The following is a 15,035-nucleotide window of genomic DNA, read 5'->3' on the forward strand; positions in this document are numbered from 1 at the left end:
GCTTACAGATTGGTTCGTTCCGCTTGCGGATTGATTTATTCCGCTTCCGGATTAGTTCATTCCGCTTACAGATTGGTTCATTCCGCTTCCGGAATAATTTATTCCGCTTCCGGATTGGTTTATTCCGCTTGCGGATTGGTTTGTTCCATCAGAATATTATATTACAAAAGTTCAATTTGATGCTTACTTCCTAATCATGTTGAATTAAAATTTACTGTAAAAAGAACTTTAGTAAATTTTCTCTTAATTATGGGGGCAAGAATCCAAAAAACATTAAAAGATGAGGCAGATTTGATTTGTTCTAAGCCTTACATGTTGGCAATTACTAATTCTATAATAAATTATTGAGTTAGTAAAACCCCGAACATTTAACTTGATTTTTAAAATAGCTTTACTTAAATAAGTGCTTTAACAGGTTTACTCTCCATCTTTTCATAAAACACAACTGTTATTTATCCAATTCTGAGCAGTTTTTTTACAAACACTTGTCTGCCAAATTGTCATTGTTTAGCAAAATTTGTTTAATTTTGCAGCCTGAAAATAGTTTATTCCATGCATCCTACCCTACATACTGAAATTGAAACTTTATTGAATCACAACAAACCACTTGACGAAACAAGACAAGGGGAAGTTCTTGCCGTTATCGAAGAGCAAAATGTAACCTACAATGGCAAACATTTTTATATAGAAAGCTATGGCTGTCAGATGAATTTTAATGACAGCGAAATCGTGGCTTCCATTCTAAACGCAGAAGGCTACCGGTTGACCCCTGATTACGAAACTGCCGACCTCATTTTACTCAATACCTGTTCCATCAGAGAAAAGGCAGAAGAAAGGGTTCGTACCCGTCTAAAAACTTTTGTTCAATTAAAACGCCGTCGTTCCGGTACTTTGATTGGCATATTGGGATGTATGGCAGAGCGATTAAAACAAAGCCTGCTCGAACAAGAACAAATCGTTGATTTAGTAATTGGGCCTGATGCTTACCGAAGTTTGCCCTCATTAATCGCAGAAGCTGAAGGAGGCCAAAAAGCGGTCAATGTCTTGCTTTCGAGAGAAGAAACTTATGCCGATGTTAGTCCGGTCAGATTAGACAGTAATGGGGTCAGTGCTTTTGTTTCCATCATGCGAGGTTGCGACAATATGTGTTCTTTTTGTGTAGTACCTTTTACCAGAGGACGCGAACGAAGCCGCAATGCCTTTTCAATCATTGCAGAAGCGACCGAATTATTCGACAAAGGATACAGGGAAGTTACCTTGTTAGGTCAAAACGTTGATTCCTACAAATGGTTAAATCCTGAAACTAATCAAACTACAACCTTTGCGAATCTGCTCGAAATGGTAGCTCAAATCTCCCCATTGTTAAGGGTTCGGTTTTCTACCTCTCATCCCAAAGATATGACCGATGATGTGTTATACACCATGGCAAAATATGCCAATATTTGCAATTATATTCATCTTCCCGTTCAGTCGGGTAGCAGCCGGATTTTGCAAACCATGAACCGTACTTATGATCGCGACTGGTATATAGACCGAATCGAAGCTATCAAAAAAATTATACCTGACTGTGGAATTTCTACAGATATTATCTCAGGTTTTTGTACCGAAACGGATGAAGACCATGCAGAAACATTAAGTATGATGAGTTACGTGCAATATGACATGGCTTATATGTTTGCCTACTCAGAAAGACCGGGTACTTTAGCTGCCCGAAGGTATGCAGACGATGTACCCGCAGAAGTCAAAAACAAAAGATTGCAGGAAATCATTGCCCTTCAGAATCAACATTCTTTGATTAAAAACCGAAAAGATGTCGGTAAGATTTTTACCGTCCTTGTCGAAAAAAACTCAAAACGCTCCGACAAAGACCTTTGCGGCAGAACCGACCAAAACAAAATGGTTGTGTTTCCCCGTGAAAATCACCAACCGGGCGACTATGTACAGGTTTTGATTGAAAGTTGCACCTCTGCTTCTCTCAAAGGAAGAGTTGTCGGGTAACTAAAAAACTTCAAAACCTCTGTTGAGAATTATCATTCGCTTTTAAGCTACCTAATCAATTATCAGATTTATTGTTTAACCCCTGATTAAAACTTCAACTTCTTTCATGGATTTTCAGTCCATCAAATCTCGTTTCGGAATTATCGGCAACTCTTCCGGGCTTAATAATGCCCTTAGTGTTGCTGAAAGAGTTGCTCCTACTGACCTGACCGTCCTGATATTGGGCGAAAGCGGTGTGGGTAAAGAAGTGTTCTCTCAAATTATTCATGCCTTGAGTCCACGCAAACATAACAATCTGATTGCGGTTAACTGTGGCGCTATTCCGGAAGGCACGATTGATTCCGAATTGTTCGGGCACGAAAAAGGCTCTTTTACCGGTGCTTCCGACAGCAGGAAGGGGTATTTTGAAGTGGTTAACGGCGGAACTATATTTTTGGACGAAATCGGTGAAATGCCATTAGGTACTCAGGCCCGTTTGTTGCGTATTCTCGAAAGCGGAGAGTTTATCCGCGTTGGTTCGTCAAAAACTCAAAAAACGGATGTCCGTGTTATTGCTGCAACTAATGTAAACTTATTGGAGGCCGTCAAAATTGGTAAGTTCAGAGAAGATCTCTACTACCGTCTTAGTACCGTTCCCATTTATATACCCCCTTTGCGCGAACGAAAAGAAGATCTGCTTTTGTTATTCAGAAAATTCAGTGCCGATTTTTCAGAGCGCTACCGTACTACTACCATAACGCTTGAGCCAGACGCTCAGGAACTTTTACTCAATTATCCTTGGCCGGGTAATATCCGGGAATTAAAAAATGTCGCAGAACAAGCTTCTGTCTTATCCGTCAAACGCCCGCTCCCTGCCGAAGACTTGCGACCTTTTCTGACCAATGCGGCGGGTTACGAAAACCGTTTTCCTGTTTTAAGTTCTCATAGTTCCAGCAAACAAGGTCAGGATTTCAATTTTTCTGAGCGGGAAATTTTGTATAAACTGCTTTTTGACATGCGTCAGGAAATGAGCGAAGTCAAACAACTACTCCTCCAATTAGCAAGCGGGGTATTGCCGGCAACAGGGTTTAATTCCCCTATAATGCCTGTAACAACACATACAACAACACCTCAAAATTTTTCCCTGTCGCCCGAATATCCTCCGAATTTGCAGCCTTTACACAAAACACCTTTAGGCGTTGACAACAAATCCGGTATTGGCCCTATTGTTGTCAATCGCACTAATGAAGGTTATGCTAATGAGTTTCCTGCTGCGATTGTAGTGGACGAAACGCTTTCAATCGCCGATCATGAGCGCGAACTGATACAACGAGCACTTAAAAAACACAAAAACAAAAGAAGAGATGCTGCATTTGAACTTGGCATTTCTGAACGAACCCTATACCGGAAAATAAAGGAATATAATATTAAAGAATAGCAATTAGCTGACAAGTCCGGGTTTCCAAGAAAATATAATAAAAAAAGGGAAACTTAATGAACTGTTTTATTGTTGTTTAGACATCCTCTTCAGACAACAATTCCAGAATGTCAGAGCAATTGTATTTTGCACCCGGAAGGGTTAACCTTATTGGCGAACATTTGGATTATAATGGTGGTAAAGTCTTGCCTATCGCCATTTCACAGGGTTTGAAAGCAAAAGTTGTATTTTCCGGCAACTCAGTTATCAAAATCCGTTCTGAAGATTTTACCGGGGAGTTAGTGGTTGATTTGCAAACTGAAAATTTCTCAAAACGAGATGTTCAGTGGATGAATTATCCTTTGGGGATGATTCAATATTTGTTGCCTTATATTAATCCTGAACATTGCGGTTTTTCAGCTTTTATCACTTCAGATTTGCCGGCAGGTTCGGGTTTATCTTCTTCTGCTGCCATCGAAGTATTGATAGCCAATATTTTATTAAAATTAGACCAAACCCAATCTAAAGCAGACGGTAAATTTGTCGCTCAGCTCTGTAAGAAAGTAGAAAACGAATATATCGGAGTAAACAGCGGCATTATGGATCAGTTTGTCGTTGCAATGGGCAAAGCAGAACATGCCTTGTTATTGGATTGCGATGACCTTAGCCATCAGTATATTCCTTTTTTACCCAAAAGTCATACTTTGTTGGTGATGAATACCAATAAATCACGCAATCTGACAGATTCAAAATACAATGAGCGAAAAGAGGAATGTGAACTTGCCTTAATCGAAATTAACCGGCACCGGAACAATCATCCCATTTCAAATCTAAGTCAGGCAGATTTTAAGTGGCTTGGATACATCAAAGACGGGCTTTTACAAAAACGGGCAAAGCATGTTATCACAGAAAACTACCGCGTACATGCGGCGGTAAATGAAATTCAAAACGGCGATTGGTTTAACTTTGGCGAATTGTTGTTTCAGTCTCATATTTCATTAAAGAACAACTATGAAGTGTCGGGCTTTGAATTAGACACTCTGGTTGATTTATCCAAACAATCTCCCGGCTGTATAGGAGCAAGAATGACAGGAGCCGGTTTTGGAGGGTGTGCCATCGCCTTAGTTGATTCAAACATGGTTTGGCAGTTTATTGAAAAGGTAAAACCCGCCTACGATAAAGCCACCGGTCTTTCACTTCAGATTATTCCTACTCAGGCAGAAAACGGAGTGCATTTAATCGAATGAACCTGTTAGTTTTTACTTAAACATCCGGTGTTGTCAGTTCAACATTAACCAATTGCAACTGCATGGGTTGCTTACTTTTAAAATGACGGATAAACCTTTGGACTAACGCTTTGTTTGACTTACCTTTGCAAACCGTTTGAAATAAATGTTTTTTAAAAACACTATAAGAAACGGTTATCTAATGCAAATCGTTTCCGCAATTTACCGATAGTTCAGATCCGTTTTGCCCTCTTTAGTATTTTGCCTCATATTATGCCTGAGCTATCTTTACCTGAACAACACCGCGAACTCATTTTGGCAGTAAGCCTTGCTGCAGATGAACTTGGCTACCCTGCTTTTTTAATTGGAGGATATGTTCGCGATTTAATTCTTAAACGTCCCGGAAAAGACATTGATATTGTTTGTCAGGGAAGTGGTAGTGCTTTGGCAAATTTAGCCGCTCAAAAAATTCCAAATGCCGGACAAATTGTAGTCTTCAAAAACTTTGGCACCGCTGTTTTCAGGGTTGGAGAAGTTGAACTGGAGTTTGTGGGCGCTCGAAAAGAATCTTATCAGCATCATTCGCGAAAACCAATCGTTGAAGACGGAACTTTGGAGGACGATCAAAATCGCCGTGATTTTACTATGAATACATTGGCTATCTGTATTAACAAAAGTAATTTCGGAACATTGATTGACCCTTTTGGCGGATTAGAAGATATCGCAAATGGAATCATTAAAACTCCTCTGAATAATCCTGAAAATACCTTTTCAGACGATCCGCTCAGAATGATAAGAGCTATCAGGTTTGCAACACAACTTAATTTTACCATTGAACCCATAACCTTAAAAGCAATTGAACAAAATAACTACAGGCTAAACATTATATCGCAGGAAAGGATTGTTGACGAACTGAATAAAATCATGCTTTGCGCTAAACCTTCGATTGGATTCAAACTTTTGTTTGATACCGGGCTTTTGCCGATTTTTTTTCCCGAACTGGCAGCCATGCATGGCGTTGAAGTAATTGAAGGAATAGGACATAAAGACAATTTTTACCACACCCTTCAGGTGTTAGACAATCTTTGTACGGTAAGCAATAACCTTTGGTTAAGATGGGCAGCTTTACTCCACGATATAGGCAAACCTGCCACCAAAAAATTTAACTCCATGGAAGGCTGGACTTTTCATGGACATGAAATAGTTGGAGCAGCAATGACAGTTCAGATTTTTAAAAGATTAAAACTACCCCTTAATGAACATCTCCGTTATGTTAAAAAATTAGTTGCCCTGCATCAGCGCCCTGTTTTTTTAACCAAAGGTGAAATCAGCGACTCTGCTTTAAGAAGGCTTCTTTTTGATGCAGGTGATGACCTTGACGATTTAATGACCTTATGCCGTGCTGACATCACCTCTAAAAATGAAGAACGGGTACAACGTTTTTTAGAAAATTACAATACCCTCCTCCAGAAATTACAGGAAGTAGAACAAAAAGACCATTTGCGAAACTGGCAACCCCCCATAGACGGCGAACTGATCATGACCACATTCGGATTAAAACCGGGTACTCAGGTTGGCGAGATTAAAACAGCTATCCGCGAAGCTATTTTAGACGGTGTTATTGAAAATAATTATGAGGCGGCCTACCAATTCATGCTCCAAAAAGCAGCAGAGTTGGGATTGATTCCTTTAGAATAGACTGAAATCTTCAGGGTGCCTGATGGGATGTTTTAGGACAGGACTTTAAGGCGGTAGTCTGCTTGGTTAGTTCCTTAAATACCAACTATCCGCCTCAATTGAAGCTGTTAAGGAAAAAATAAGGGGAAATGGTTGCACTTAATTTTTAAGTTTCGCAGCAAAAAGTCAGATCAACCCAAAACGCCTGTCCAGGCGAAGTAGAACAATAAAAAACTTTATTTCTATTCTGTCCGGAACTTATTTTTAAGTCCGGTAAAATCTGTTTCCTGTTTGAGTTCTATTTCATCAGAGGTATTCATTCGGAATGAAAAAAACATTAGCTTTGTCATGTTTAACAAATAAAAGCAACTAATAAGCGTTTAACTTGCAAAAAAATACGAATTTTAGCCCGTTAAACTGAGCGAGTATCGCTTCAACAAAACTGATAAAGTATGTCTATGAATTTCCGGCTGATTCTTTTAATGCTATGTTTAGGGTTCCTGCATTTTAACTTACTCGAGGCACAGCCTCCAACTGATGGAAGTCAGGAAATTGCCCCTGAAAATGTGGATATCGTCAAACCTTATGAGCCGGTTTTAGCAGATGCTGTTAAAATTGATTTTGGGCCTGATCTGCCTACAAAAGAAGAATTGGAGAAATCAAAACCTGTTTTTTCTGATTACTTTGTTCCCAACCGGTATTTAACCCTTGGGTATGACCCGCTTCCTTTAAAACCAATGGCATATAAAACTCAAACCAAAGGAGCCAAGGATTTGGAGGACTTGCACAATATATGGCTTCAGGCCGGTTATGGAAATTTAAATACTCCTTTTATTGAAGCCTCGGTTAGTTCGGGAAGGTCTAAAAAGTTGGTAGCAGGTGCGACCGGTTCACATATTTCCTCACAAGGACGCAAAGACCTTCAGGATTATGCGCAATCCGGGGTTGGTGCTTACGGAAAGTATTTCACCAAATCCAATTTTTTTGGATTAGATATTGGTTATAAACGTCAGAAGAATTATTACTATGGTTTCCATGCAGATACTTTGCTGATGCCTCCTCCTTCTGATGCTGATGCCGCAAAGCAGTTGTTTCAAACAATTTCGGGTTCGGTTGAATTTGGCAACAGCACGGAAAATAAGTCCATCACCGACTACAATTTAAAAACCACCTATCATTGGTTTGGTGATCATTATGATGCAAAGGAGAACAATGTAATTGTAAGTGGAACAATCAACCGTTTGTTTAATGAGAATATAGGGGCAGGTATAACCCTACATACCCATTACTCAAACTATAAAGACAGCATAAGTGTCAACAACCTGATGCTTAATGTCATTCCAAGTTTCACTTACCGGGCATTTTGGGGTACTATTCATCTTGGAGCTAATGCCATGTTAGACCACAAAAAGTTTTACCCATATCCTTATATAAACGCTTCTGCTTTCGCAATACCGGATAAATTAGAGATTTACCTGATTTGGAAAAAAGAACTTGTTAAGACCAATTACATGAGCCTGACTGCGGCAAATCCTTTTGTCGAACAAATTCAGGATTACAAAAATGCGCGGAGAGAAGAGAGAAATCTCGGGGTAAAAGGAAATGCCGGAATTTTTTCGTTTGATGTAAAAGGTGGGCAGGATATTACTGCCAATCAGCCCTTTTTTGTCAATGACAGCACTGATTTACGAACTTTTGACGTGGTTTATGATAAACTAACCACCTGGTTTGGAGCTGCTGAGGCAGGTGTAACCTTAAAACAAGGAAGTGTTGGACTTGCCGCCCGCTACAATAGTTTTAAAACTGATACTATTGCCGAAGCCTGGCATTTGTTCCCTTTAGACATTATGGTAAATGCCACCTATTCGCCCCTTGAAAAACTAACCCTTCAATCTAATTTATTTGTGTTGAACAGGGCAAAAGGAAGATTAGCCAATGGTGATGCCGAAAATCTGAAAGGAATTTTGGATCTTAACTTTTCTGCAAGATATAATTTTACCAAAAACATAGGAGTATTTGCCAATGTCAACAATATCTTGTCGGTTAAAGCAGAGCGTTTTCTGTATTACCCGGGATATGGACTAAATGCTCTGGGAGGAATTTTGTTGAAATTTTAGACTTTATCAGAATAAACCCTTTAAACTACACTTCAAGAATTATGGCAAAAAAAGTAAACATAACTTATTATATCAGTTCCTTGTTGTATGATTACAGTTCCGTAGTTGTTCCCGGATTTGGAGCATTTATTACCCAGTATATTCCATCAAAAGTTGATACAGAAACGGGGATGGTCAGTCCTCCGGTAAAGACAATACAGTTTAATGAAAAACTAAACCTGAATGATGGATTGCTTATCAGTCATATTGCCCGGCATGAAAGAATTAACGACTCAGAAGCTGAAAATTATATCTCTAATTTTGTCAACAATATCAACGATCAGTTAAACTATGGCCAACCCGTATTTATTGAAGGACTTGGCACATTCAACAAATTACCACAATCGGAAATTGTCAACTTTACGCCTGCCCACGATATCAATTTTTCCACAGAAACATTTGGTCTTAGTTCTGTTGAACTCCCGATAATTGAAACTGAAGAAGGTACAGTTCCTTCAGAAATCCCGCCTCCTCCCTTAGGAACTGAATTTAATTTTCACGCAAACGATGAAATCAATGAAGATGAAGACGGGAACGAAACTTCAATTTATCCGTCAAACGATGCTCCAAATTCAGAAAAACGCTCTTTACACGAAGTTTTAGCTGCCGGAAGCGGAGGAAATATGGTTACTACAACAACATCTGCCAATGAAGAACCGATTGAACCTTCACCCAAAAAACCAAATTACTGGTGGTGGCTGATTCCGGTTGTTTTGTTGGTAGTTTTTATTGTAGTACTGACACAAATGCCAACCGGAAAAAAAGACGAAACAGATCTTGCAGTTGCCGACAGTATTTCGGAATTACAAACCGATACTAATGATTTGGTTAGTTCGGAAAACGATTTAGGTTCAAATCCTGAAAGAGACGAAGCCTATGAGGATGATCAATTCAATGACGAAACATCCGGCAATCAAATCAACAATGATATCTCAGATAGTGGCAACGGGGAATCTAATGGTTCAACAGAAAATAACAGTGGAAATACTGCGGCTACCCAAACCACTAACACCGCTACATCCACCTCTTCGGCAAGAGGAGGCGCAGCCGAAGAACCCAAAACTCCCCCTGCTGCAACAACCGGAACAACCAATAATAACAGAGGAAATGCAACTGCCGACACACAAAATCCACCATCCGGATATTATGTGGTCATTGCTTCGCTCGATTCAAAAGCCAAAGCACAAAAAATGTCGTCTAAGTTGAGTAAAAGCGCTGAAAATGTATATTTTATGGAAGCAGAAAACGGCAAATACAGAATAGGATATCATTATGAAAAACTATCAGAGGCTCAATCTGCTCAATCTGATTTAAAAAATACTTATACCGGTGCATGGATTCTTAAACGCTGATTACAGCCAACATCATCCATACCTGTAATTCGCTATCAAACATTGGTTTATGCAAATACTGATGTTTATACTTCCCCGATTAATCCCCTTGCTAATCCTGAGCGGTGGTTATTGGTATGTTTGTGAATTAAATGAAAATGATTGCAGTTGCTTTAGTAGCCCGGAAAAGCCAAAATCATTTACCATTGCAGATGGGGATTCAGTTTTATATGCTGCTGCTGCTCCGGATAGCTTTATCAGGTTTGCCCATTCAAAACCCGAACCGGTCATTCCAAAAGAACTCGAAGATTCATTTCAGAAAATTGCAGGTTATTTACACGACAATAATCAACGGAATTTAAAAATTACCTGCTTTTACGGCAATAAAGAAAAAAATCGCACAATATTCCCCAATTTAGGGTTAGCCCGTGCCGAATTGTTAAAACAAAAACTGTTGTTACTCAATATCCCTCAAAACCGGATAGAAACCAATTCCAGCAAAGTTTCCAATCCACTTTTTATCCGGGATTATCTGTTAAACGGAGTTAATTTTGAATTTACCTCAAACAACCTGTTGCCGGTCAGTATCGAAAAAATGCTTCAAACCGATTCAATTACCGTTTTCTTTAAAGACAATTCTACAGACTTTGAGTGTTTAACGGAAACATTAATTTATTTTGAAAACCTGAAACACTATTTACAACAGAATCATCAAATTTCTGTTTTGATTACCGGTCATACAGACAATTCAGATACCGATGAATTTAACCTGATATTAGGCAAAAAAAGAAGTGAACTCCTCAAAAAATATATGACCGAACTGGGCTTGCCTGAAAAAAGAATAATTACACAAAGTATGGGCGAGTTACAACCTGTTTTTTCAAATGCTACGGAAGATGAACGAAAGAAAAATCGAAGGGCAGTTGTTAAAACTATCCTACAGCCAAATATTAATTCCACAAATTAGTTTTTTTAACACCATTACTACGATAAACCATGTACCGAAACATTAAAGACTTTACCTCTGACTGGGAACAGGAAACAAAAATGACTTTAAAAATATTTTCTGCTCTCACAGAAGAATCTCTGCTCAAAAAAGTTCATCCCGATGTGAGAACTTTAGGAAGATTGGCCTGGCATATTACCCAAACCCTGACGGAAATGACTTCCAAGGCCGGATTACTAACTGAGGATGAATTGGAAGATACGCCTATTCCGGTTGCTGTTACTGAGTTAATTGCAAATTATCAGAAATATGCAAATCGGGTTTCTGAGGAAGTGAACCGTCAATGGACAGATAGCGAGTTGGAACAACGGGTAAATATGTATGGACAAGAATGGAGAAAAGGAACAGTACTCAGTGTACTTGTCAATCACCAAATTCACCACCGTGCACAAATGACTATCATCATGCGTTTGGCCGGTTTGAAAGTTCCGGGAATATACGGACCTGCAAAAGAAGAATGGGCTGCCTGGGGAATGACTGCCCACGAGTAAGATTAAAACATTAACGTTCTACGCAAAGCATATAAGATTCAAATTTACTTAACCCGAACCTAAAACCGCCACTAAATCACCGATTGCCTGAGCAAGATCAGCATATTCTTCCCGACTCATTGTAACTCTGGTTTTTGAGAAATCGAGATCATGAATATGGTTAATGGGCACCAAATGAATATGGGCATGAGGAACTTCCAAACCTATAACAGCAACTCCAATTCTTTGACACGGCACAGTTTGTTCAATGGCTTTTGCCACTTTTTTGGCAAACAACATTAAACCGGACAATAACGGGTCTTCCAAATCAAATATATAATCAGTTTCCTGTTTTGGGATGACCAATGTATGACCTTTCGATAAAGGGTTAATGTCGAGAAATGCGAGATAAAGTTCAGTTTCAGCCACTTTATGACAAGGAATTTGTCCCGAGACAATTTTTGAAAAAATACTGGACATTTCAGGTAGTTTTAATTGAATAAAAATTTAGCAAATTTCGGAGGAAAATTAAGCAAATATTTTAACCTGTTCCGGAAAACAACCCAATATTATGAATTTGTTTGAACGATTGTTGATGCCGTATTGGGTAGCACCACCCAAATTTTTAACCGGACTATATCCCAAATTAATCTGGGAAATACCAGATCCCGAACCAAGTTTGTATCTGACATTTGATGACGGACCAACCCCCGAAGTAACCGAATGGGTATTAGAAAAGCTGGACGATTACGGGGCAAAATCTTCTTTTTTTTGTATCGGGAGCAAAGCAAAACAACATCCTGAAATTCTGGAACAGGTCATCAAGGCCGGTCATAGTGTTGGCAATCATACCCACCATCATCTTCACGGTTGGAAAACACCACTGAATGAATATATTGACGATATCCGTCAATGTGCTGAGCATGTACCCTCTTCTTTGTTCAGACCTCCTTACGGAAAAATTACCCGCGCTCAAACAAATTATCTTTTACAAAACCCCGAAGTATTCGGCACTAATCAATCCACCAAAATAGTCATGTGGTCAATTGTCAGTGCAGATTGGATGAATCAACTTCCCTGGCAAACTTGTTTCAAGCATGTAGTCAGCAATGTAAGCCTGAATTCAAAGCCCTTTAGTCCGGTTATCGTTTTTCATGACAGTCAAAAAGCGCTTTATAATCTCAGAGAAGTTTTACCGAGAATTTTAGACTATTATCATCAAAAGAACTTTTGTTTCAAGGCAATTTAAGTTCAGTACTTTCCCATTTTATCCTTTTTTTCTGCAAGGATATTCTTCTTAAAACCGGGAAAACTTGTTTTGTGGTTTATAAAACTTCTATTTAAAAACAAAAAAATGGTGATAACACAAAATTGATCAATCAATTTGTTAACTTTGCGCCCCAAACAGGCTACCAATGAGTTCTCAAATTATGCTTTTTGGCGGTAGAACGTCAAAAACGTTATCCGAAGAAATCGCTCAGCATTATGATTTGCCATTGATCAATGTACAAATTCAACAGTTCAGCGATGGTGAAATACAGCCGGTGATTAAAGACTCTGTACGTGGGGAGTATGTTTTTTTCATACAATCTACCAATCCGCCTTCGGAAAATATAATGGAACTCATGCTGTTGATAGATGCAGCCCGAAGAGCATCAGCGAAATATATAACAGCGGTCATTCCCTATTTTGGATATGCCCGTCAGGATAGAAAAGACAAACCGAGAGTGCCGATAGCCGCCAAACTGATCGCAAATTTGCTGACTACAGCCGGCGCAAACAGAGTGATGACGATGGATTTACATGCCCCGCAAATTCAGGGTTTTTTTGACATACCGGTAGATCACTTAGACAGTTCTGCTGTTTTTATTCCCTATATCCGGGAAATCGGAAGTACCGCAGATTTGTTGTTTGCCTCTCCGGATGTAGGAGGAACAAAAAGGGCGAGATCTTTTGCCAAATACTTTAAAACAGATATGGTTATTTGCGACAAATATCGCGAAAAAGCCAACGAAATAGCAGGAATGACTGTGATTGGTGATGTGGAAGGAAGAGATGTAGTATTGGTAGATGACATCGTTGATACTGCAGGTACACTCTGCAATGCAGCTCAGGCTTTGTTGGCAAAAGGTGCAAACAGTGTGCGCGCTATCTGTACACATCCTGTTCTTTCGGGAGCAGCTTACGAAAGGATAGAAAGTTCTTTATTGACAGAATTGGTTGTTTGCAACACTTTACCTTTAAAACAAACATCTAAGAAAATACGGGTTTTATCGGTAGCTCCGTTGTTTGCAACTGCCATCAAACGCACTTTTGAACACCGGTCTATTAGTTCACTATTCAGTTAAATAGGGCAAACTGCTTTAACACAAAATTTAATACAAAACAAAATAAACAATACGCTTATTATGAAAACGATTAGCATTATTGGGGAAGCAAGAGCCTCAACAGGTAAGAGAAATACCAAAGATTTGCGCAATAAGAACCACGTTCCCTGTATATTATACGGAGGTCAGGAAAATATTCATTTCAGTGCATTGGAGCGGGCTTTTAAACCAATTTTAACCACTCCTGATTTGGTAGTGGCAGAAATTGAAATTGGAGGAAAAATTTATCGGGCTATTTTAAAAGATTCTCAATTTGACCCGATTAAAGACAAACCCCTTCATCTCGACTTTCAGGAGCTTGTGCCCGGCCATGTTGTCAACACAGAATTGCCCATCCGTTTAACAGGTATGGCAGTCGGAGTAAAAGCAGGTGGACGTTTGTTGCAAAAAGTACGCAAAGTATTGGTAAAAGCAGTGCCCGAAAGCTTAGTTTCCGAAATTGTGGTCAGTGTTGATCATCTTGACGTTGGCAAATCTATCCGGGTACGGGATATTCAATTGCCGGGTGTTCAGATTCTGAATCCCCCCTCATTGCCCATTGCTTCTGTAGAAATCACAAGAGCTATCCGTTCTGCTCAGGCTGCTGCCGCTGCTGCTACGAAAAAATAAGTCTGACTTTCCTGTTGTCTATAAGGCAAGTTGATGATCTGTTTTATCGAAAACTTGACTTAAACGATTTTACGGAAATAACCTATACAGAATATTTTCTGTTTTATGTTTTGTCAAATTGCAAACCTCCTCGCTTAAATTCGGGAATTGGTTTGCAATTTGTTTTTTACCCCTTGGCAAGTTTTTTTTATCTCCTTAATATTAGTTTGTGAACTATCTGATAGCCGGCTTAGGCAATATCGGTACCGACTATGAACATACACGGCATAATATAGGCTTTGATGTTGTCTCTTTTTTAGCTGCACAACATCAGGCTGTGTTCAGTTCTTCGAGATTGGCCGCCAAAACTCAAATCCGGATAAAAGGACGAACCCTGCATTTAATTCAACCTTCTACTTATATGAATTTAAGCGGGAGAGCGGTAAAATATTGGTTGCAAATGACTAATACAGATCTGAGCAATTTTTTAGTCATCACAGATGATGTAAGTTTACCCTTTGGAAAACTACGAATACGAAAACAAGGAAGCAACGGCGGACATAACGGACTGAAAAGCTTAGATGAACATTTGAATACCAATGAATATGCTCGCTTGAGAATTGGCATTGGCAATGACTATCCCAAAGGAAGGCAATCTGATTATGTCTTAGGTAAATGGACGGAACAGGAAAAAGAAGAACTGCCCAAATATATTGAAACTGCTTCTGAAGCAATCGTTTGCTTCGTTTTAGAAGGATTAGACCGCGCTATGAATAAATTCAATGTAAAAAAATGATTTA

Annotated in this window: 13 protein-coding genes; 12 read left to right on the plus strand and 1 reads right to left on the minus strand. The window is 39.2% G+C overall.

Features of this window, described 5'->3' with window-relative positions; all coding sequences use genetic code 11:
- Nucleotides 1–552 precede the first annotated feature (552 nt).
- From miaB to IPM47_17315, 8 genes are all read left to right on the plus strand, one after another.
- Nucleotides 553–1,998 carry a tRNA (N6-isopentenyl adenosine(37)-C2)-methylthiotransferase MiaB gene (gene miaB / locus IPM47_17280; GenBank protein ID QQS28580.1) on the plus strand — a complete coding sequence of 482 codons (1,446 nt, stop codon included), beginning with the start codon at nucleotides 553–555 and terminating at the stop codon, nucleotides 1,996–1,998.
- Nucleotides 1,999–2,104: 106 nt separating this feature from the next.
- The gene (locus tag IPM47_17285) at nucleotides 2,105–3,415 is read left to right on the plus strand and encodes a sigma-54-dependent Fis family transcriptional regulator (protein ID QQS28581.1); all 1,311 of its coding nucleotides are present in this window, start codon (nucleotides 2,105–2,107) and stop codon (nucleotides 3,413–3,415) included.
- A gap of 107 nt (nucleotides 3,416–3,522) precedes the next feature.
- Complete coding sequence (locus tag IPM47_17290; protein QQS28582.1) at nucleotides 3,523–4,641, plus strand: galactokinase; 1,119 nt, start codon at nucleotides 3,523–3,525, stop codon at nucleotides 4,639–4,641.
- Between the two features lie 252 nt (nucleotides 4,642–4,893).
- The gene (locus tag IPM47_17295) at nucleotides 4,894–6,318 is read left to right on the plus strand and encodes an HD domain-containing protein (GenBank protein QQS28583.1); all 1,425 of its coding nucleotides are present in this window, start codon (nucleotides 4,894–4,896) and stop codon (nucleotides 6,316–6,318) included.
- A gap of 431 nt (nucleotides 6,319–6,749) precedes the next feature.
- Nucleotides 6,750–8,414 carry a hypothetical protein gene (locus IPM47_17300; protein ID QQS28584.1) on the plus strand — a complete coding sequence of 555 codons (1,665 nt, stop codon included), beginning with the start codon at nucleotides 6,750–6,752 and terminating at the stop codon, nucleotides 8,412–8,414.
- A 41-nt stretch (nucleotides 8,415–8,455) separates the two neighbouring features.
- Nucleotides 8,456–9,805: an SPOR domain-containing protein gene (locus tag IPM47_17305; protein ID QQS28585.1), complete on the plus strand. Its 1,350-nt coding sequence runs from the start codon at nucleotides 8,456–8,458 to the stop codon at nucleotides 9,803–9,805.
- A 49-nt stretch (nucleotides 9,806–9,854) separates the two neighbouring features.
- Entirely contained in the window at nucleotides 9,855–10,751 is an 897-nt protein-coding gene (locus IPM47_17310; GenBank protein ID QQS28586.1) for an OmpA family protein, read from the plus strand.
- 29 nt (nucleotides 10,752–10,780) lie between these two features.
- On the plus strand, nucleotides 10,781–11,281 hold the full coding sequence (locus tag IPM47_17315) for a DinB family protein (GenBank protein ID QQS28587.1): 501 nt from the start codon (nucleotides 10,781–10,783) through the stop codon (nucleotides 11,279–11,281).
- Nucleotides 11,282–11,329: 48 nt separating this feature from the next.
- On the opposite strand, the gene IPM47_17320 is transcribed toward IPM47_17315, so the two are convergent.
- The gene (locus IPM47_17320) at nucleotides 11,330–11,740 is read right to left on the minus strand and encodes an HIT family protein (GenBank protein ID QQS28588.1); all 411 of its coding nucleotides are present in this window, start codon (nucleotides 11,738–11,740) and stop codon (nucleotides 11,330–11,332) included.
- 91 nt (nucleotides 11,741–11,831) lie between these two features.
- Here IPM47_17320 and IPM47_17325 point away from each other — a divergent pair, with 91 nt between their 5' ends.
- The 4 genes from IPM47_17325 (at nucleotide 11,832) to IPM47_17340 (ending at nucleotide 15,031) form a co-directional block, all read left to right on the plus strand.
- Nucleotides 11,832–12,509: a polysaccharide deacetylase family protein gene (locus IPM47_17325; protein QQS28589.1), complete on the plus strand. Its 678-nt coding sequence runs from the start codon at nucleotides 11,832–11,834 to the stop codon at nucleotides 12,507–12,509.
- 166 nt (nucleotides 12,510–12,675) lie between these two features.
- The gene (locus tag IPM47_17330) at nucleotides 12,676–13,608 is read left to right on the plus strand and encodes a ribose-phosphate pyrophosphokinase (GenBank protein ID QQS28590.1); all 933 of its coding nucleotides are present in this window, start codon (nucleotides 12,676–12,678) and stop codon (nucleotides 13,606–13,608) included.
- Nucleotides 13,609–13,668: 60 nt separating this feature from the next.
- Entirely contained in the window at nucleotides 13,669–14,256 is a 588-nt protein-coding gene (locus IPM47_17335) for a 50S ribosomal protein L25 (protein ID QQS28591.1), read from the plus strand.
- Nucleotides 14,257–14,464: 208 nt separating this feature from the next.
- Nucleotides 14,465–15,031, plus strand: coding sequence for an aminoacyl-tRNA hydrolase (locus IPM47_17340; protein QQS28592.1), 567 nt, complete (start codon nucleotides 14,465–14,467; stop codon nucleotides 15,029–15,031).
- Nucleotides 15,032–15,035 lie beyond the last annotated feature (4 nt).

Source organism: Sphingobacteriales bacterium, from assembly GCA_016700115.1.
Classification (GTDB): domain Bacteria; phylum Bacteroidota; class Bacteroidia; order Chitinophagales; family UBA2359; genus UBA2359.